Here is a 19,730-nt window from a genome sequence, read left to right as displayed (position 1 = left end):
ATGGTAGAATTTATATACAGATGCGGCGATATTACAAGCAGCAGTAATGGGACTCTGTCAAAGGAAGCGATGAATGCGGGAAGTAAGATGCATCGAAAGCTTCAGAAAATGGCAGGGTCTTATTATGATGCGGAAGTTCCTTTAAAGATCACGATGAAGAAGGGAATTCATGATCTGGATGTCACGATAGAGGGCAGAGCAGATGGGATCATAGATCTGAGAGGTGAAAAGAACCGAAGCAGGAAGAAGAAGGAAATCGAGCGGCAGGTGATCCGGGTAGAGGACAGATATTGGGACCGGCTGCTGCTCAAAAAAACGGAGAGCCCGGATCCGGAAGCAGTTGAGAGCCTCATGGAACCAAATGCTGCCGACGTGACCGGTCAGATGCCGGAAGCGGATGAACCTGCGGATGTTACGATCGACGAGATCAAAGGCGTGTACAGAAAACTTGCCGATATCGAAGTACCGGAAACAGTTCATGTAGCCCAGGCAATGTGCTATGCCTATATTTATGCAAAAGAACAGTCTTTGGATCGGATCAATGTACAGATCACATATGTGAATCTGGAAAGTGAAGAGGTAAAACATTTTTTTTATGTATTTTCTTTTTCATTTCTTGAGGAATGGTTTCATGATACGGTGGATGAGATGATGAAATGGATCGATCATGCCATATCACATGCAAGAATCAGAGATGCTTCGATTACAGAACTGGAATTCCCATATGAATACAGAAAAGGACAGAAGCAGATGGCTGCCTGTGTGTATAAGGCGATCGAAGGGGAGCGCAGATTGTTTGTACAGGCTCCGACCGGAATCGGTAAAACGATGGCGGCAATGTTTCCTTCCGTTAAGGCATTTGCAACCGGGCTGGTATCGAAGATTTTTTATCTGACGGCCAAGACGATCGCCGGAACCGTACCGGATCAGGCACTTACATTGCTGCGGGAACATGGATTGAAGTTTTCTTCCGTTATGCTGACTGCCAAAGAGAAGATATGTCTGAATGAGACAATGGAATGTGACGCGGAGCATTGTCCTTATGCAAAGGGACATTTTGATCGTGTCAATGCTGCATTATTTGAAATGATCACGCAGGAGGAAAGAATGGATCGGGAGGTTATCCGTTCTTATGCGGAAAGGTATCGGGTCTGTCCGTTTGAACTGGGTCTGGATGCGAGTCTGTTCGCAGATACTATCATTGGAGATTATAATTATGTATTTGATCCGAGGGTGAATCTGAAACGGTTTTTTTCTCAGACAGCATATGATACAGGACGGTATGTATTTCTGGTGGATGAAGCACACAATCTGGTGGATCGTGCATCATCCATGTACAGTGCGACTTTGTATAAAGAAGATTTCCTTGCAGTGAAAAAACTTGTAAAGCCATATAGTAAGAAGCTTGTTCGAGGTCTGGAATCCTGCAACCGGGAGCTTCTGGAATTGAAGAAGCGATGCCCGGAGCATGGATATCAGATTCTAAATGATATCGGGGTTCTGTATCTGAAGCTGCTGCAGCTTCATACGACGATGGAGACATTTTTAGAAGATTACAAACAGATCCCGGAACGTAAGGAGATACTGGAGTTTTATTTTGCACTTACGACATTTTTAAATATTGCGGATCTGATCGATGAAAGCTATGTGATCTATGATGAGCTTACTTCGGATGGCAGATTTATGGTGCGGTTATATTGCGTCCATCCGGCGAATAATCTGAAGCTTTGCCTGGATAAGGGGGTATCGACTGTTTTCTTTTCGGCAACGATCCTGCCGGTAAAGTATTACATGGAGATGCTGTCCGATACGGATACCGATCAGGCTATCTATATTCCTTCTCCGTTTGATCAGAAGAAACGACAGATCATGGTCGGCGTGGATGTATCTACGAAATATACCAGACGTTCGGTAAAGGAGTATAAACGTGTGGCAGAGTATATCAGACATCTGTTTAAAGTACATCCCGGCAATTATATGGTATTTCTGCCATCCTATAAGATGCTTCGGGAGGTCTATGAGCAGATGACGGCTGAAGATTGTTCTGTTATGGAACTGCTGTGTCAGGAACAGAATATGAAAGAGGCAGACAGAGAAGCATTCCTGGAGCATTTCTCATCACAAAAGAATGTAGTCGCCTTTTGTATCATGGGTGGTATATTCTCTGAGGGAATCGATCTGACCGGGGACAGATTGATCGGATCGGTTGTAGTAGGACCGGGACTTCCGCAGGTGTGCAATGAGAGAAAGATCATGATGGATTATTTCAATACCGGAAAGAGGACGGATACAAATGCGGATTCGTCTGTTGACGGTTTTAAATATGCGTATCTGTATCCGGGTATTAATAAGGTATTCCAGTCAGCCGGGCGGGTGATCCGGACAGAAGATGATACCGGAGTGATCCTGTTATTGGACGAACGATTTGGCACCGGGGAATATAACTCGTTATTTCCGGTGGAATGGCAGGATGCGGTATTTGGAAATTTTGACCGGCTTGCTCAGAAGGTGGAGAATTTCTGGAAAAGAGAGGAAGAACCTTAATCTTTCTTCAAAATGGGAATATGTACACAAGAATACTGGAAATTCGCATATATATGTGATAAAATGGACGCAGGCTTTTTCTACTGGCCTGCATGCAGTGCATGCTTTTATATGAAATATGAAACTGTTCTGGAAAGGCAGATAGGGGAAATGAAAAATATTACAGTAAAAGATATTGTGAATGCAACAGGAGGGTTCCTGCTCTGTGGCGATGAAGATACACCGATTACAGGTCTGTGTATTGATTCAAGAAAAGCACAGGCGGGAGATTTATTTATTCCTCTGTTGGGTAATAAAGTTGACGGACATCGTTTTATTGAGCCGGCGATGGAGAGAGCTTCGGCAACTCTGACATCAGAGCATGATAATGTCGTTATTTCGGAGAAGCCGTTTATCCGTGTTGATGACACGATGAAAGCGCTTCAGGCGATTGGAAAAGATATCCGCGGTCGATATGATATTCCATATATCGGAGTGACCGGAAGTGTGGGAAAGACAACGACCAGAGAGATGATCGCAGCGGCTGTCGGCACAGGCAGACATTGTTTTCAGACAAATGGAAATGAGAATTCTCAGATCGGTGTACCAATGACGCTTTCCAGAATGACAGACGGATATGATGCAGCGGTGATCGAGATGGGTATCAGTGAACCGGGACAGATGGAGATATTATCTGATATCGTAAGACCATCAATCTGTGTAGTGACAATGATCGGTGTTGCACATATAGAATTTATGAAGACGCAGGAGAACATCAGAGACGAGAAGCTTTCTATTGTGAATCATATGAAGGAGAATGGCTTATTGCTGTTAAACGGTGATGATCCGTTACTGCGGGAGATAAAAGATGATATGTCATGTCAGACACTTACTTTCGGTATCGATGAGGTCTGTGATTTTCAGGGATCCGATGTACAATGCGGAGAGCAGGGTATGGAGTTCGACTGTACGCATAATGGCGAGACAGTTCATGTTGTTATGGATGTACTGGGAAAACATAATGTAAGGAATGCACTGGCGGGAATCGCAGTTGCATATCAGCTCGGGATTCCGATGGCAACAGCGGCAAAGGCTTTCGAACATTTTGAAGGACAGAGACAGCGGATCATTCGTATGGAGAATCGATATACGATCCTTGATGATACTTATAATGCAAGCCCGGATTCGATGAAGGCAAGCATTGATGTACTCTGTGATCTGGACTGTAAAGGGAAAAAATATGCAGTCCTTGCCGACATGAATGAACTCGGAGATGACAGTGTATCTTATCACAGACAGATCGGGGAATATCTTAGAGATAAGAAGATTGATGAAGTGATCGTGGTTGGAGAAAAAGCACTTGATATCAAGAAAGCTTTAGATGAATGTGATACAAAATATGCAAAGACCTTCTCCTTTATGGATAATGAAGAGGTTGCGTTGTATCTCATGGCGATCATGAAGCCGGAGGATATTGTATTATTAAAAGGCTCCAATAGTATGAAATTAAACGAAATAGTCAAAATTCTCACTAATTAATTATACAAATTGTATAAAACGACCATAAAAGCTACCAAAGTTCATAAAATTCGGTAGCTTTTATTGTTTAATATGACTTTGTATTTTTGAAAAAAACACATGATGTGAGACAAAACGTAGAAAAACAGGCAACTATATTGAAAAAACACGGAAAATGGAGTAATATCAAATCTAGCTTGAGTAAGATATACATAAATAAAATTAGGCGTACGTAAAATGATAGAATAAGATTTAAAACGGAGGGTTTTAATTATGGCTACAAAGAAGACTGAAGATGCAAAGAAAGTTGTAACAGCAAAGGCAACCGTAGCAGGCGTTATGGCAAAGGCTGAGGCAGCAAAGAAGGCAGAAGCTGCTAAGGAAGCAAAGGCAGCAGTAAAGGCTGAGCCGGTTAAGGCAGAAGTGAAAGAAGAAAAGAAGCCGGCAACAAAGAAAGCACCGGCAGCTAAGACAGTAGCAACTAAAGCTGAACCGGCAAAAACAGAAGTTAAAGCCGAAGAAAAGAAGCCTGCAGCTAAAAAGCCTGCAGCAAAGAAACCGGCAGCAGTTAAGACAACTGAGACAGTTTTCATTGAATATAACAATGGTCAGATCAATGTTTCTGACATTGTAGCAAAAGCAAAAGAAGCACTTGGCAATAAGGCAGTTAAGGAATTGAACGTATATTACCAGCCAGAAACAGGTATGGTATACTATACAGCTGATGGAGAATCAGGTTCTTACAGTCTTTAATCTATAAATAGTTTGAAGGGCAGCGTTCTTAACATAAGGATGCTGCTTTTTCTGTATAAAAGGAAAGGAAGAATGTGCATATGAAGATCGGTTTTGTCGGATGTGGCAATATGGCGACAGCTATCATAAAAGGAATTATTAAGAAGCAGATTATTGAAGAAGAGAATATCATGGCTTCGGCAAAGACAAAGACAACATTGGAACGAGTTCAGCGAGAACTGGGCATTAAGGTATCGATGGATAATTCGGAAGTCGTTAAGAACAGTGATATCGTTGTTTTGGCGGTAAAACCACAGTATTATCAGGAAGTGATCGAACAGATCAAAGATACAGTAAGCGATAACCAGATTATTATCAGTATCGCACCCGGCAAGACTCTTGCATGGTTACAGGATTGTTTTGGTAAGAATGTGAAGCTGGTACGGACGATGCCGAATACACCGGCGTTGGTAGGCGAGGGCATGACAGGTGCATGTCGGAATGAATATGTTACCGATGAAGATTATGCAACAGTTCTTCAGATCCTTGGCAGCTTTGGTGAAGTAGAGACGATACCGGAGAACCTTATGGATGTCTGTGTATCCGTCAGCGGAAGCTCTCCTGCATATATCTATATTCTTATAGAAGCAATGGCAGACGGGGCAGTAGCAGATGGAATGCCAAGAGCGCAGGCATATAAGTTCGCGGCACAGTCTGTTCTTGGAAGCGCAAAGATGGTACTTGAGACAGGAAAGCATCCCGGTGAATTAAAGGATCAGGTCTGCTCCCCGGGTGGAACGACAATGGAAGCTGTCCGCGTATTAGAAGAAAAAGGCTTCCGTTCCTCCGTGATCGAAGCAATGAAAGCCTGTGTTCGCAAAGCCCGCGGGTTATAATAATTGACTACAAACAAATCCGCTGTGCTATACCACATCTGTTATTCCGCAAAACACTTCCGTTCTAGTCCTCGTGCAGCGGTACATAAAGTTGCAAAAGACGCAACTTAAGTACCGGCCTCGGACAAGGTTTGCTTCATAACAGTGTGGCATAGTACAGCGGATTTGTTTGTATGCCGGATAGATTTTATAAGGCGGTGTCACCGTGTTCCCCGGTACGGATACGGATGACGTCGGCAACGTCATAGACGAAGATCTTGCCATCGCCTACTTTTCCGGTTGAGATCTTTTCACATACCTTAAAGATGATGTTGTCCGCAACATCATCCTTGACGATGGTTTCAATCTTGATCTTCGGGATCAGATTGACCACATATTCACTTCCGCGGTATGTTGTTTTATAACCCTTCTGATTTCCATATCCCATAATATTTGATACTGTAGCACCGGTTGACCCGCATTCGTCCAGAATGGCTTTTACATCATCCAGTTTTTCAGAACGGACAATAATTGATAATTTCTTCATATATATAACCCTCCATTCTATACTTGTAACTGAGAATATGATACCATATTCTTTTTTTCATTTCTACAGGTAGGGCATAATGAAAGATTTTGTATATTATCTGAAGAAGAAGCAGAGGCACAAAGAGATATAAGAGCAATTGTACTTAATTAAATTAACAGATGCGGATGACATGAAATTTATTTAGAAAAATTTAACTGCTTTACCGGAAATAATACTGTTTTCATATAGGTGGAATCTGTGGTATCATGTAGCAAAGTTATATGATGTAATATAGATAGCTTTTTTAGGCAGAAAACGAAAGTGTGGAGGATAAAAATGTCTGATTATAGAAATGATGATGAGAATAAAGAACTGACCGGTCAGACCATGTCTGATGATCATAAAACAGAAGACAAGCATGAGGATGAATACGAGAAATACTGTTATCTGTGCAGGAGACCGGAGAGCGTGGCCGGTAAGATGATCGATATGCCGGGTAATATACATATCTGTGCAGATTGTATGCAGAAAACCATGGATACAATGAATAATAACGGATTCGGGGGAATGCAGTTCCTGGATCTTTCGAATATGCCGAATTTTGGGAATATTGATCTTTCCAGATTTATGGGACAAACGGATATTCCGCAAAAGCAGAAGGTTAAGAAAAAAACAGAAAAGCCAAAGAAAAAAGAGGTAGAATTGTCACTTGCGACCATACCTGCACCGCATAAGATCAAGGCAATGTTAGATGAATATGTAATCGGTCAGGAATATGCCAAGAAGGTAATGTCTGTTGCGGTATATAACCATTACAAACGGGTGCTTACAGATTCTATGGACGACATCGAGATTGAAAAGTCCAATATGCTGATGGTGGGACCTACCGGTTGTGGAAAGACCTATATCGTAAAAACGATCGCGAAGCTGTTAAATGTACCACTTGCGATTACGGATGCAACGACGCTTACAGAGGCAGGTTATATCGGTGATGATGTAGAAAGTGTACTGTCCAAGCTCCTTGCGGCAGCAGATAATGATGTAGAAAAGGCTGAAAAGGGAATTGTGTTCATCGATGAGATTGATAAGATTGCAAAGAAGCAGAACAGTAACAGCCGTGATGTAAGCGGAGAATCCGTTCAGCAGGGCTTGCTGAAGATCTTAGAAGGAGCAGAGATTGAGGTTCCGGTAGGTTCGGGAAGTAAGAACGCAATGGTTCCGATGACGACGATGAATACAAAGAATATTTTATTTATCTGTGGAGGTGCGTTCCCGGCGATCGAAGATATTATTAAAGCAAGATTGAATAAGCAGTCCTCGATCGGTTTTCGTGCAGACTTAAAGGACAAGTATGATAAGGATCCTAATATCTTAAAACAGGTGACAAATGAGGATCTCCGTGAATTTGGTATGATACCTGAGTTCCTCGGACGACTTCCGGTTCTGTTCACCTTGGATGCATTGGATAAGGACATGTATATTAAAATCTTAAAAGAACCGAAAAATGCGATCTTAAAGCAGTATAAGAAGCTGCTGGCTCTCGATGAAGTTGATCTTCAGTTTGATGATTCGGCATATGAAGCAATTGCGGAAAAGGCAATGAAGAAGAATACAGGAGCAAGAGCACTCCGGGCGATCATTGAAGAATTTATGTTAGATATCATGTATCAGATCCCGAGAGATGACAGCATCGGGCGTGTGATCATAACAGGTGATTATGTAAATGGTAAAGGCAGCCCGATCATTGAGCTGCGTGGTGTAGAACCGTTGCAGATCGAAGCCTGTGCAACAGAAAATAAATAGAATGGCGTATCTTTGGGTAAGATAAAGGGAAAGGTTTGAAAAGGAGAAAGGTATGTTTAAGAAAAAAATGCTCAGATGCCGCAGGCAGATTCTGGCAGCTGCTTTATGTGTATCAATGACGTTGGCACTTTCTGCTTGTGGAGAAGACAGCGGAGAGCGTAAGCATCTCTCGGACGGTCAGGGAACAGATAGAACAACCGAGACTGTAACAACTGAGGAGGAACAGGAAGTTTTCTCAGAGAATGCAGAGAAGGTGCAGAAGGAATTTGAACAGTATCTGGATGATTATTTTAAAGATGCTGTTACAGAAGATACAATGACCTATAACTATTCTATAAAAAATGGTGCAGATTATGGAATCGAGGAGCCGGAGGTGACACTCGGTGACCCGGGCATGACCGAAGAAGGAATCAAGGAAGATAAGGCGGAATTTGATAAGTGGGTAGATGAACTGGAGAAAATTGACAGAGCATGTCTGACAGAAGACCAGAAGCTGACATACGATGTGCTTGATGAGTATTTTGACGTTGCAGCAGGTGTATATGATAATGTATATCTGTATGAACCGTTTTCTCCGATGAGAGGACTTCAGGCGAATATTGCTTCGATGTTTACCGACTATCGGTTTGATGATAAGGGTGATGTTGAACGATATATAGAATTACTGGGGCAGATCCCGGAGTATTTTCAGGAATATCTGGATTTTGAAAAAGAAAAATCTGAGAAAGGATATTTTATGAGTGATGAAGTCTGTCAGAAGGTAATCAATCAATGTCAGACTTTTATAGAGAATAAAGATGATCATTTTATGGTGACCGTATTTAACGATAATATGGATCGACTTGATTTTCTGTCTGATGAGGAAAAGACGGAATTCAAAGAGCAGAACAAAGAGGCTGTTCAGAATTCTCTTATTCCTGCTTTTGAGAATATCATAACTGTATTTACAGACCTGAAGGGAACAGGAAAGAACCGGATGGGGATCTGTAACTATGAAGGGGGTAAAGAGTATTATGAATATCTGCTGAAGACATATGCAGGGACTTCAAAGAGTGCGGATGAAGTGATCGATATGTTAGATAATGAGCTTAAGAACCTGATGACAGATATTTATCAGGTGTATTTCATGAATAAAGATGCTTATGAATATTTTGCATCCAATTATGATGATATCTTTGCAGCTACAAATGAGATGTCTGCTTCTGATATGATCGATCGGATGATGGAGGACGCATCGGAGAACTATCCGGATATCGGAACCATACATTATCAGGCAGAGCCGCTTGATAAGAGTCTGGAAACAATCATGGACGATGTATTAGCTTATTATATGGCACCTGCTATTGATGATCCGGATAACAATCTGATCCGTTACAATGGCATGCATACAGATGGTATGTGGACAACTCTGGCACATGAAGGGTATCCGGGACATATGCTTCAGAATGCATATTATATGTCTACAGATCCGGAACCGGTAAGAACCCTTATGAGTTTTCTTGGTTATAAAGAGGGCTGGGCGATGTATGCATGTTATGATTCCCTGTACTATTATCAGTATGAAGAAGAGTCATATGGAGATGCCATTGCAGATCTGTATAAATTGAATGATGAGATGAGTTATCTGATCATGGGAAGAATTGACCTCGGAGTTAATTACGAGGGATGGTCATTGGATGAGACGAAGCAGTACCTGACGGAACAGGGCATGGATGCCGGTAGTGCAGATGAGCTTTACTATACATTAGTGGGGGATCCTGCGGTATACCAGAGCTATTCAACCGGATATTATGAGTTGAAGGAACTGCGGGATTATGCTGAGGAGAAGCTCGGTGATGCATTTGATGTAAAAGAGTTCAATACGATCATTTTAGAGACCGGACCATGTCAGTATGACATATTAAAGAAGCAGATCGATAAGAAATTACAGGGAAATGTGATCTAGGAAATATATTTTTGCCTTTTTCGGAATATGTTTATTATAAAGGGAAAAAGGATCTAAAATATGATATGCGATGATGTTGCTTACCGGGAAGATTATGTGGACTATCTGATTGAATACAATGGAGAAACCGAAACGGTTCTGGATATTTATAAAGATACAGGATGTGTTAATTTTATAGATGAGCGGTTTGCCGTGTTATACCGTCCGAAACCGGATGATTATATGGAGAGTTTTTCCAGACTGGAATATACATTGTTTCCCAAGTTATACGGATTGATGGATACCAGCAGCGTAGAGGCTGTTGGAGCAGTGAATGTACAGCAGGAGAATATTTTGGGATTGACAGGTAAGAATATCATTATCGGAATCATAGATACCGGAATTGATATACAGAACCCGTTGTTTCAGAATGCGGTAGGTCAGACGAGGATTCTTGCTGCATGGGATCAGTCCGTGCCGGGAGGAGAACAGACCGGAGAGTTTCCCGGATATGGAACCGTGTATACCGGAGATGAGATAAATGAAGCGATCCGAAATGGTACTTCTGTTCTGCAGGATGAGAACGGACATGGAACTTTTCTTGCCGGAATAGCGGCCGGAGGAAAGACCGATGATTTTACAGGAGTCGCACCGGAGGCAGATTTTGTAATTGTCAAATTAAAACAGGCAAAACAGAATCTCAGAGGGCTCTATGGTGTACCGGAAGATGTAGATGCCTATCAGGAAAATGATATTATGATGGGCATCTCTTTTTTATGCAGACAGGCAAGCATAGAACAGAAATATCTGTCGATACTGGTTGGAGTCGGTTCGAACAGTGGAAGTCATACAGGAGCATCGGCATTGGAATCCCTGATTGCAAATGTTGGTATTATGACCGGAATTGCAGTGTCTGTTGCGGGAGGAAATGAGGGCATCGCAGGGCATCATTTTCATGGTATGATACCGAGAGATCGGTTATATACGGAGATGGAGATCAATGTAACCGGGAATGACAGCTTTACCCTTGAGATATGGGGAGCGGTTCCTAATATATATTCAGTTGCTTTTGAGATTCCGGGTGGGGAATATGTGAGCCAGATTCCACCCCGATTTGATAAAAGTGAGACAATACGTCCGATCTTTGGTGGAGGTATCATCTATGTTGATTATTTTCTGGTCGAGGATCAGTCGGGAGAAGATCTGATCATGATGCGCTTCTTTGATCCGCCGAACGGTCTGTGGAGAATACGTGTCTATGGTGTGGGAGATACCGATAAATCTTTTCATGCATGGTTGCCGATCACACGATTTTTATCGGAGAATACCAGATTTGTAAGTCCATCACCGGAAACTACACTTACGAATCCTGCGACGGCAGTTATTCCTATGTGCGTATGTGCCTATGATCATTATTCAAACAGTCTTTATTTGAATGGCAGCAGGGGATATACGGCAGCAGATGATATCAAGCCTGATTTTGTCGCACCGGGAGTGGATGTCTATGGACCGGGAAAAGCACGCACATTTGTACGAAGATCCGGGACTTCGGTTGCAGCAGCCCATTGTGCCGGTTGTGCAGCATTGATCCTGCAATGGGTAAGAGATCGTGATATTACACGTTTTATTAATGGAAACCAGATCAGGAATTATTTTATACGTGGAACGATACGACCGGGAACGGATCAGGCTCCGATCGAGAATATCGTACATGAGGGAAGCGGGTATGTCTATGCGAGAGAATATCCAAATCGTGAATGGGGATATGGAATATTGAATATCTATAATACATTTGACAGACTTCGTACCTGACCGGTTATATCATGAAAATTGTATCTAAAATGTGAAAATTGTAAAAGATTTATAATTTTTAACAAAATGGTTTTACAGAATTTGAGAGGTGTATTATACTATACATGTTTGTAAAAGAAATGTATAAAAAAATTAAAAAACTTATGAAAAATTGTAATGATTTCGGAGGATTTTATGGATAAAGATCAGGAATTACTGGATCCATTTCAGGATGATTTGGATATTTCTGAAGTATTGGATGATTCGGAGGATGAGATATATGATTCCGAAGATGATCCGGAAGCTTCAGAGGAAGACGAAACAGAAGAATACGAAGAAAACGAAGAAGCCGAAGAAGACGATTCTGATTTGAATGATAAAAAAGCGAAAAGAATTCGTGCTATTCATATTGCGGTCGTTGTACTTGGTGTATTGATCGTTTGTGAATATACTTTTTTCGGAGTGTTCTTCCATAATAATAAGAAAAAGTATGAAAAGGCGCAGAAAGCAGCTTCGGTCACGGAAGCAGAGGCAGAAGAAGATACGGAAGAGAATGTAGTAACGGAAGCCCCGCTTCCTACTACAAATGTAAATGATGACCGGACAAGCACGACAGCTGAGGCAACGACAGAGAATAGAACATATGAGCCTTCGACCACCTCAACAGAGAGCCAGAGAACAGAGAATCCGACTGAGGCTCCTACGACAGCATCAACAACAGAAGAAGTAACAACTGAGAAACCTACAGAGAAGCCGACGGAAGCACCTACAGAGAAGCCAACGGAGGCACCTACAGAGGCACCGACGGAAGCCCCTACTGAGAAACCAACGGAGGCACCGACGGAAGCACCTACAGAGGCACCGACGGAAGCCCCTACAGAGAAGCCAACGGAGGCACCGACGGAAGCACCTACGGAAGCGGCTGTTGAGAGCGTAGAATAAGCAGAATATGAGTGAGGAACTACGTTGAAAAAAAATGAGCATTTAATTACTGTAGTCTATCCCGGCTCCATAGCGGAAGAAATGGAGATTGAAACGGGAGATTATCTGCTTGCAATAAATGATAAAGAGATAAAAGATGTATTCGATTATCGATACATGATAAAAGATGAATATATAGAGGTTCTGATTCGTAAATCCTATGGAGAAGAATGGCTGCTTGAGATTGAAAAGGATTATGATGATGATCTGGGTGTGGAATTTGAAAATGGTCTTATGAGCGATTATCGATCCTGCACCAATAAATGCATGTTTTGTTTTATTGATCAGATGCCTCCGGGAATGAGGGAGACACTTTATTTTAAAGACGATGATTCCCGTCTGTCCTTTTTACAGGGAAATTATATCACACTGACAAATATGACAGATGAGGATGTTGACCGTATTATAAAGATGCAGCTTGCACCGATCAACATATCTATTCAGACGACCAATCCTGATCTGCGGTGTAAGATGCTGCATAATCGTTTTGCAGGCGACCGGTTAAAATATCTGGATCGTCTGTTTGAAGGACATGTAGAGATGAATGGCCAGATCGTTCTCTGTAAGCATGTAAATGATGGAACGGAGCTTGAACGGAGTATCAGGGATCTGGGGAAATATCTGCCTTTCATGCGCAGTGTATCTGTTGTTCCGGCAGGACTTACGAAATACAGACAGGGGCTGTATCCGTTAGAATTATTTACGAAAGAAGAAGCGGGACAGGTCATTGATCTGATCGAGAGTTATCAGAAAAAATTTTATGAGCAATATTCGCTTCATTTTATCCATGCAAGTGACGAATGGTATATAACGGCCGGGAGGGATTTCCCGGAGGCGGAACGATATGATGGGTATATCCAGCTGGAAAACGGTGTCGGAATGATGCGCTTATTCTTAGAAGAATTTGATGAAGCATATCGGGAGATGCTGGATGCACCTGATTATCAGGTCAGGAGGGAGACTTTTCATCGAACGGTCTGTATGGCAACCGGTAAATTGACCTACAGTACGATCGATAATTTTGCAAATCGTCTGATGGAGGCGTTCCCGGGACTTACGATCCGGGTGTATTGTATCAGAAATGATTTTTTTGGAGAAACGATCACTGTTTCAGGACTGATCACCGGTATCGATCTGACAACACAGTTAAAGGAGATACAGGACGCAGGTGTTGATCTTGGAGAAGCCTTGCTTATTCCGTCGAATATGCTTCGTATGGGAGAAAAGGTATTTTTAGATGATATGACGGTGGATCAGGTAGAAGAACGGCTGGGACTGCATGTGGTTCCGATCGAATCAGGCGGTGCGGATTTCATTCAGGCAGTTATTGATCCTTCGTATTCCATGGATCGAAATAATGAGACATTAGGATATATTCAGGCATTTGATGATGACGAGAATTAATGCGTTTATCCGGGTTAACAGCAATAAAAATATGACAGAGCATCTTTTTCAGGTTGACATAAATCTGAAAAAGATGCTCTTTTTGGGTAATTGTAATTTCATTCTAAAGTGGTACAATGTGAGCACTAAATTGTGATACAAAAATAATAAGAAGACGAATGGAGGATACGCATGAAACAGCTAATGATTAAACCAACGATTTACAAGTATGATACATGTAAGAAATTTGCAGAAGAATTTCATATCGAAAAAGGTGATCTTGTTATCACAAACGAATATATCTATGAGCCATTCTTCGGGAAGTTAAATCTGGAATGTGATGTTATTTATCAGGAAAAATACGGAGCCGGTGAACCGTCTGACGATATGGCAGAAGCAATCTATAAGGATATTAAGGGGGAGCATAAGCGTATTATCGCGATCGGCGGAGGAACAGTTATTGATATCTCCAAGCTGTTTGCATTAAAGTATGTGTCACCGATCTTAGACCTTTATGATGGTAAACTTCCGATAGAAAAGGACAAAGAGCTGGTGCTGGTTCCAACTACCTGTGGAACCGGGTCTGAAGTGACGAATATAGCCATTCTGGCATTAAACAGTCGTGGAACTAAAAAAGGTCTTGCGGTTGATGAAATGTATGGAGATTCGGCTGTTTTGATACCGGAGCTGTTGACAGGACTGCCGTTCCGTTTCTTTGCAACCAGCTCGATCGATGCCTTGGTACATGCGGTTGAATCAAGCTTATCACCAAAGGGCAATGAATATACCAGAATGTTCGGTTATAAGGCTATTGATATGATCCTTCATGGTTATATGGAGATTCGTGATAAGGGTCCGGATGCAAGAATTCCGTTATTGGATCGTTTTCTTGTAGCTTCTAACTACGCCGGTATTGCATTTGGAAATGCGGGATGCGCAGCAGTACATGCCTTAAGCTATCCGCTTGGAGCAACCTATCATGTGGCACACGGAGAATCTAATTATGCCATGTTTACAGGAGTTATGAAGAACTATATGGAGATCAAACAGGATGGGGAGATCGCGAAGCTTAATTCTTTTATAGCAGATATTCTTGGCTGTGATGTTGAAAATGTCTATGAGTCTCTGGAGAATTTGTTAAATATCCTGATTCCGAAGAAGGCTTTACATGAGTATGGAGTAACAGAAGAGGATCTTGCCGAATTCACAGATTCTGTAATGACGAATCAGGGGCGTCTGATGGCGAATAATTTCGTAGAGCTTGATCGTGACAGGGTCTATAAGATATACAAAGAACTTTATTGATCCGAACAAAAATAAACCAACCCTGCAGCCTGTATATTTTACGAAGCAAACCTATTCGATCGCCGGTTCTTAGTGAGACGTATTTACGTCGAACTTAGTACCGTTGCGTGAGAATCGAGCACAAGCGTTTTGCGTAGTAAATATATACAGGCTGCAGGGTTGGTTTATTTTTGTTCGGATTTAGACATAATTCCCCGCGTTTCATCTTAGATTATGTCGAGATCATACAGAATTACTCCGTAGAGGCGAAAAGCTGTCGCAACTTGCGGAGAGTAGGATATTCCAAAGGCAGAACCAAGGTACTATAATGTTGTCCAAGGCAGAAGATCAGGAGGGACATTATGAATTATGTAAAAATAATGATGGTAAAGCGCGACAAAAGAGAAATCGAACAGTTAAGGGATATTATACAGTCAGTTGCAGCGTATGAATTGGTGGGGATATGTGACAACGGACAAGATGCTGTCAGGGGAATTGCCGAAAAGAATCCGGATATTGTCATTTTAGATGAAGTCTTACCGGGAAAAGATGTACTTGAGATAGCAGAATCAGTAATACATAATAAAAATCTGAAAAATGTAAAATTTATTTTATGCGGCTCAAAGACACATAAACAATATCTGGATTTTATTTACTATAAGATCTCTGATCGCCTGATATTAAGGCTTCTCGATCTGCCATATGATGACAGAAAAGTCAGGGGAGTAATTGACGATGTTATGAAAGCAAAACGGAATGACAATTATCAGAATATGGTAGAGCCGGAGAATGACAGCACGGTTTTAGAAGCAGTCGTAACAGATATTATTCATGAGATCGGTGTTCCTGCGCATATAAAAGGGTATCAGTATCTTCGGAGTGCTATATTGATGGCTGTTCAAGATATGGATATATTGAATTCCATTACAAAACAGTTATACCCATCGATTGCAGAGGAGTATGGGACAACCTCATCGCGGGTAGAGAGAGCTATCCGCCATGCGATCGAAGTTGCATGGGGCAGAGGCAGCATGGATACGATCAACGACCTGTTCGGATATACGATCAATGCAGGCAAAGGGAAGCCTACAAATTCGGAATTTATTGCACTGATTGCGGATAAGATTCGTCTGGATAATCGTCAGTTGATTCGAAAACCGGAGTATACCTTAAAAAGTATTTCCTAAAATATCCGGTTGCGTTACTATATGTCGACAAATGTCGAAAAATGGCGCAAATTTCACTTCTCAGGGGTACATGAGGTAAACCTGAGAAGTTCTTTACAAATTGGATTTTGACAAATATACTTAGAAAACAGTCGATTTTTCAAAAAAAAATAGAATTAAGGGGGATTGAAGATGAACAATCAGGATATAAGTATAATCATCGCAGATGGAGATTGTGAGTTGGTTGCAAAACAGCTGCTCGCAAATACATCAAGAGTTGACATTAAAATTGTCGACAAAGTAACAGATGGAGAAAGTGCAATTGAGTCGATCAGGAAGTATCAGCCGGATGTGGTGCTGCTAGACATCTGCCTGCCGGTAATGGATGGACTCGGAGTAATGGAAACGATTCGGGATTCGGGGGATTGTCCTGAAACGTTGTTTGTGGTAATTACTTCCGTGGGCTCACAGAGACTGATCCGTTGTGCATTTGATCTGGGTGCTTCATTCTATGTTCTGAAGCCTTATAATTCAGATCAGCTTGTTGCCAGGTTAAAACAGATGCATGAAAGAAAACAGGAGATACTTGCTGAGATGTCCAATGATCTGATCTGCATCCCGAATAAAAGTATGACCGATAATGTGGCGAATAACATCGAGAGTGATGTAACAGATATCATAAGAGATATCGGGATTCCCGCCAACATCAAAGGGTATCAGTATATCCGGGAAGGAATCATAATGGCAGTAAATGATGTGAATATGTTGAATTACATTACGAAACTGTTGTATCCGAGTATTGCAAAGAAGTATAAGACCACATCATCCAGCGTAGAACGTGCGATCAGACATGCCATCGAGGTTGCATGGAATCGTGGACAGATTGATGTGATCAACGATATTTTCGGATATACGGTAAATGCGGGAAAGGGCAAACCTACCAATTCGGAATTTATCGCTTTGATCGCGGATAAGCTCCGGATCGAGTATCGGAAAAGAGCTTAATTAACCCAAAATCAGCCTCTTGTTTATTGACGTATGAAGTAAGAAATGTGTATAATAGATAAGGTGCTGAACATAATAGCAATATGCAGACAGGGCACTTGGGTGCCCTGTCTTTTACTGCGTAGGAAAAGAATGCTCCGATTTGCAGAAGGAGTATTTAAAATAGAAGGACAAGGATGAAGGTATGATAGAAACAGTAGCATCAGCAGATATGCTGATCGATGAGGTAATGCGGGTAAAAAAGAATCATCTTGCACCTGATTTTGCCACAGGAAAAGAAAAAAGATTAAGTATTGTTTCCGGTGTTCATGGAGATGAAGTAGCAGGACAGTATATCTGTTATGAGGTGATCCGCCGGATCAAAAAGGATTTTGACAAATTAAAAGGAATTGTGGATGTGTATCCGTTTATCAATCCTATGGGATTGGAAGCACAGGTAAGGGATGTACCGGTGTTTGATATTGATATGAATACATTATTTCCGGGTTCGACGGAAGGAACGGTCGGAGAATATACGGCGGCACTTGTGCTGCAGGATATTAAAGGATCGGATATCTGTGTCGATCTGCATTCCAGCAGCGTATATTTGAAAGAATTGCCCCAGGTACGGGTGAATTCGGATATTGCCGATGATATTCTTCCGTATGCTGCCAGAATGAATACGGATGTTGTATGGGTGCATCCATCCTCTACCGTTATGGAAGGAAGCCTTGCATACTCGTTAAATGAGATCGGAGTAAAGAGTATGGTCGTAGAATCAGGTGTTGCACTTATGATCGATTATGACTATGCGGATCAGATCGTTGAAGGATTATTTTCATTGATGGAATATATGGGGATCTGGGACGGCTGCGCATATAATACACATATGCCGAAGATTGCCCGAGATACGGATGTTTCTTTTGTGAATGCGGAGAGCAGTGGTATCTTTATACCAAAGGTAAAGCACTCAGGCGTAGTCGAAAAGGGAGATGTGATCGGACAGATCGTAAATGTACTGACCGGTTCTGTCGAAGAGACGATCCTGTCACCAAGAAGAGGCGTGGTATTCTCACTTCGCGCTTATCCGGTGATCGAGGAAGGCTCGCTGGTTGCCAGAATATTTGGAGGTGTGACAAATAATGCGTAAAGAGATCATATATACGATGAACACCGCCTATCGTGGAGAATATTCCATTAAAGGCTTCAGCTTCGGAACAGGAGAAAAGGCAGCATGTATCATGGGAGCTATGCGCGGAAATGAATTCCAGCAGTTATATATCTGTTCCCTGCTGTCGAAAAAATTAAGCGAACTTGAGACAAGAGGAGCAATCGTATCGGGAAAACAGATACTGTTGATCCCATCCTTAAATTACAGTTCCTTTAATGTCGGTAAAAAATACTGGATCTCTGATAATTCTGATGTGAACCGTGCTTTCCCGGGAAATCCGGAGGGACAGGCGACCAGCAGAATAGCGGCAGCGGTTATGGATCAAGTAAAAGATTATGCGTATGGAATACAGTTTGCAAGCTTTTATATGGATGGAGAATTTATCCCGCATGTCAGAATGATGGAGACGGGAAAGCAGAGTACCAGTCTGGCCAATCTGTTCGGTCTTCCCTATGTTCTGACAGCAGAACCGAGGGCATATGATAAGGCAACTTTAAATTATAACTGGCAGATCGGAGGAACAGAGGCGTTTTCTGTATATTCCGGTGTGACGGAGAAGATTGACAGTGAGAGTGCGTCACATGCGGTTTCAGCGGTACTCCGATTCCTGACCAGAATGGGAATCATCCGGTACAACTGTCATGCGGGTTATATATCGACTGTTCTTGATGAGGAGGAGCTGCTGTCTGTAAAGTCAGATAAATCCGGTGGTTTTTTAAAGCGGTTTGTAAGTCCGGGAGATGAAGTGGTTCGGGGAAATGTTATTGCAAATGTTATAAATCCGATGACCGGAGAGATCGCAGCCGATATTTACGCACCGACAGATGGAATTATTTTCTACGCGCAGAATGCACCGATGATCTATCAGAATTCAGTGGTATTCAAGCTTATCCGCAGACTGCACAATTAAAGATGGCTGTTTTGAGGTTTATTCGGTAAACAGCAACAATTTAAAAAGAAAAGCTGAAAAAAGCTATTCAATGAATTTCAAAAGTGGTATCATAGGCGTTGTAAAACGCTTGTAATAATATGAATTCCCGGAATATGGGAAAAAACATATGATAAA

The 19,730-nt window shown here is 41.9% G+C and carries 15 protein-coding genes; 14 read left to right on the top strand and 1 reads right to left on the bottom strand.

Annotation, left to right across the window (positions count from 1 at the left end):
• The 4 genes from DWW43_RS03115 (at position 1) to proC (ending at position 5,669) form a co-directional block, all read left to right on the top strand.
• Positions 1-2,544 carry an ATP-dependent DNA helicase gene (locus DWW43_RS03115; RefSeq protein ID WP_243104385.1) on the top strand — a complete coding sequence of 848 codons (2,544 nt, stop codon included), beginning with the start codon at positions 1-3 and terminating at the stop codon, positions 2,542-2,544.
• A gap of 150 nt (positions 2,545-2,694) precedes the next feature.
• Positions 2,695-4,062, top strand: coding sequence for a UDP-N-acetylmuramoyl-tripeptide--D-alanyl-D-alanine ligase (murF, locus tag DWW43_RS03110; protein ID WP_044946221.1), 1,368 nt, complete (start codon positions 2,695-2,697; stop codon positions 4,060-4,062).
• A gap of 252 nt (positions 4,063-4,314) precedes the next feature.
• Positions 4,315-4,794, top strand: coding sequence for a DUF6465 family protein (locus DWW43_RS03105; RefSeq protein WP_119962700.1), 480 nt, complete (start codon positions 4,315-4,317; stop codon positions 4,792-4,794).
• 80 nt (positions 4,795-4,874) lie between these two features.
• Positions 4,875-5,669, top strand: a complete 795-nt coding sequence (proC, locus tag DWW43_RS03100; RefSeq protein WP_008402932.1) for a pyrroline-5-carboxylate reductase — start codon at positions 4,875-4,877, stop codon at positions 5,667-5,669.
• A gap of 187 nt (positions 5,670-5,856) precedes the next feature.
• Here proC and DWW43_RS03095 read toward each other — a convergent pair whose 3' ends face one another.
• Positions 5,857-6,195: a P-II family nitrogen regulator gene (locus DWW43_RS03095; protein ID WP_008402931.1), complete on the bottom strand. Its 339-nt coding sequence runs from the start codon at positions 6,193-6,195 to the stop codon at positions 5,857-5,859.
• A gap of 369 nt (positions 6,196-6,564) precedes the next feature.
• Here DWW43_RS03095 and clpX point away from each other — a divergent pair, with 369 nt between their 5' ends.
• The 10 genes from clpX (at position 6,565) to DWW43_RS03045 (ending at position 19,574) form a co-directional block, all read left to right on the top strand.
• Positions 6,565-7,980, top strand: a complete 1,416-nt coding sequence (clpX, locus tag DWW43_RS03090; protein WP_342413227.1) for an ATP-dependent Clp protease ATP-binding subunit ClpX — start codon at positions 6,565-6,567, stop codon at positions 7,978-7,980.
• Positions 7,981-8,032: 52 nt separating this feature from the next.
• On the top strand, positions 8,033-9,925 hold the full coding sequence (locus DWW43_RS03085; protein ID WP_119962698.1) for a DUF885 domain-containing protein: 1,893 nt from the start codon (positions 8,033-8,035) through the stop codon (positions 9,923-9,925).
• 60 nt (positions 9,926-9,985) lie between these two features.
• Positions 9,986-11,716 carry a S8 family peptidase gene (locus DWW43_RS03080; RefSeq protein WP_008402928.1) on the top strand — a complete coding sequence of 577 codons (1,731 nt, stop codon included), beginning with the start codon at positions 9,986-9,988 and terminating at the stop codon, positions 11,714-11,716.
• Positions 11,717-11,890: 174 nt separating this feature from the next.
• Entirely contained in the window at positions 11,891-12,637 is a 747-nt protein-coding gene (locus DWW43_RS12165) for a PT domain-containing protein (RefSeq protein WP_207665988.1), read from the top strand.
• Between the two features lie 24 nt (positions 12,638-12,661).
• Complete coding sequence (locus DWW43_RS03070) at positions 12,662-14,080, top strand: DUF512 domain-containing protein (protein WP_008402926.1); 1,419 nt, start codon at positions 12,662-12,664, stop codon at positions 14,078-14,080.
• Positions 14,081-14,251: 171 nt separating this feature from the next.
• Positions 14,252-15,364 carry a 4-hydroxybutyrate dehydrogenase gene (locus tag DWW43_RS03065; RefSeq protein WP_119962697.1) on the top strand — a complete coding sequence of 371 codons (1,113 nt, stop codon included), beginning with the start codon at positions 14,252-14,254 and terminating at the stop codon, positions 15,362-15,364.
• A 341-nt stretch (positions 15,365-15,705) separates the two neighbouring features.
• Positions 15,706-16,530: a sporulation transcription factor Spo0A gene (gene spo0A / locus DWW43_RS03060; RefSeq protein WP_119962696.1), complete on the top strand. Its 825-nt coding sequence runs from the start codon at positions 15,706-15,708 to the stop codon at positions 16,528-16,530.
• A gap of 171 nt (positions 16,531-16,701) precedes the next feature.
• Positions 16,702-17,514, top strand: coding sequence for a sporulation transcription factor Spo0A (gene spo0A, locus DWW43_RS03055; RefSeq protein WP_008402921.1), 813 nt, complete (start codon positions 16,702-16,704; stop codon positions 17,512-17,514).
• Between the two features lie 184 nt (positions 17,515-17,698).
• Positions 17,699-18,643, top strand: a complete 945-nt coding sequence (locus DWW43_RS03050; protein WP_008402919.1) for a M14 family metallopeptidase — start codon at positions 17,699-17,701, stop codon at positions 18,641-18,643.
• Positions 18,636-19,574 (top strand): M14 family metallopeptidase, encoded by a 939-nt coding sequence (locus DWW43_RS03045; RefSeq protein ID WP_117807395.1) that lies wholly within the window; start codon positions 18,636-18,638, stop codon positions 19,572-19,574. The genes DWW43_RS03050 and DWW43_RS03045 overlap by 8 nt, the downstream gene beginning before the upstream one ends.
• The last annotated feature ends 156 nt before the right edge of the window (positions 19,575-19,730 follow it).

Origin of the sequence: Clostridium sp. AF15-41 (genome assembly GCF_003604095.1) — a bacterium.
Lineage (GTDB): Bacteria > Bacillota > Clostridia > Lachnospirales > Lachnospiraceae > Coprococcus.
The sequence above is the reverse complement of the archived record's forward strand: the minus strand, read 5'-3'. Positions and strand labels throughout refer to the sequence as shown.

Excerpts from the sequence above, each read along its gene's own strand:
- DWW43_RS03115 (WP_243104385.1), top strand. The coding sequence starts at position 1 with ATGGTAGAATTTATATACAGATGCGGCGATATTACAAGCAGCAGTAAT.
- murF (WP_044946221.1), top strand. The coding sequence starts at position 2,695 with ATGAAAAATATTACAGTAAAAGATATTGTGAATGCAACAGGAGGGTTC.
- DWW43_RS03105 (WP_119962700.1), top strand. The coding sequence starts at position 4,315 with ATGGCTACAAAGAAGACTGAAGATGCAAAGAAAGTTGTAACAGCAAAG.
- proC (WP_008402932.1), top strand. The coding sequence starts at position 4,875 with ATGAAGATCGGTTTTGTCGGATGTGGCAATATGGCGACAGCTATCATA.
- DWW43_RS03095 (WP_008402931.1), bottom strand. The coding sequence starts at position 6,195 with ATGAAGAAATTATCAATTATTGTCCGTTCTGAAAAACTGGATGATGTA.
- clpX (WP_342413227.1), top strand. The coding sequence starts at position 6,565 with ATGTCTGATGATCATAAAACAGAAGACAAGCATGAGGATGAATACGAG.
- DWW43_RS03085 (WP_119962698.1), top strand. The coding sequence starts at position 8,033 with ATGTTTAAGAAAAAAATGCTCAGATGCCGCAGGCAGATTCTGGCAGCT.
- DWW43_RS03080 (WP_008402928.1), top strand. The coding sequence starts at position 9,986 with ATGATATGCGATGATGTTGCTTACCGGGAAGATTATGTGGACTATCTG.
- DWW43_RS12165 (WP_207665988.1), top strand. The coding sequence starts at position 11,891 with ATGGATAAAGATCAGGAATTACTGGATCCATTTCAGGATGATTTGGAT.
- DWW43_RS03065 (WP_119962697.1), top strand. The coding sequence starts at position 14,252 with ATGAAACAGCTAATGATTAAACCAACGATTTACAAGTATGATACATGT.
- spo0A (WP_119962696.1), top strand. The coding sequence starts at position 15,706 with ATGAATTATGTAAAAATAATGATGGTAAAGCGCGACAAAAGAGAAATC.
- spo0A (WP_008402921.1), top strand. The coding sequence starts at position 16,702 with ATGAACAATCAGGATATAAGTATAATCATCGCAGATGGAGATTGTGAG.
- DWW43_RS03050 (WP_008402919.1), top strand. The coding sequence starts at position 17,699 with ATGATAGAAACAGTAGCATCAGCAGATATGCTGATCGATGAGGTAATG.
- DWW43_RS03045 (WP_117807395.1), top strand. The coding sequence starts at position 18,636 with ATGCGTAAAGAGATCATATATACGATGAACACCGCCTATCGTGGAGAA.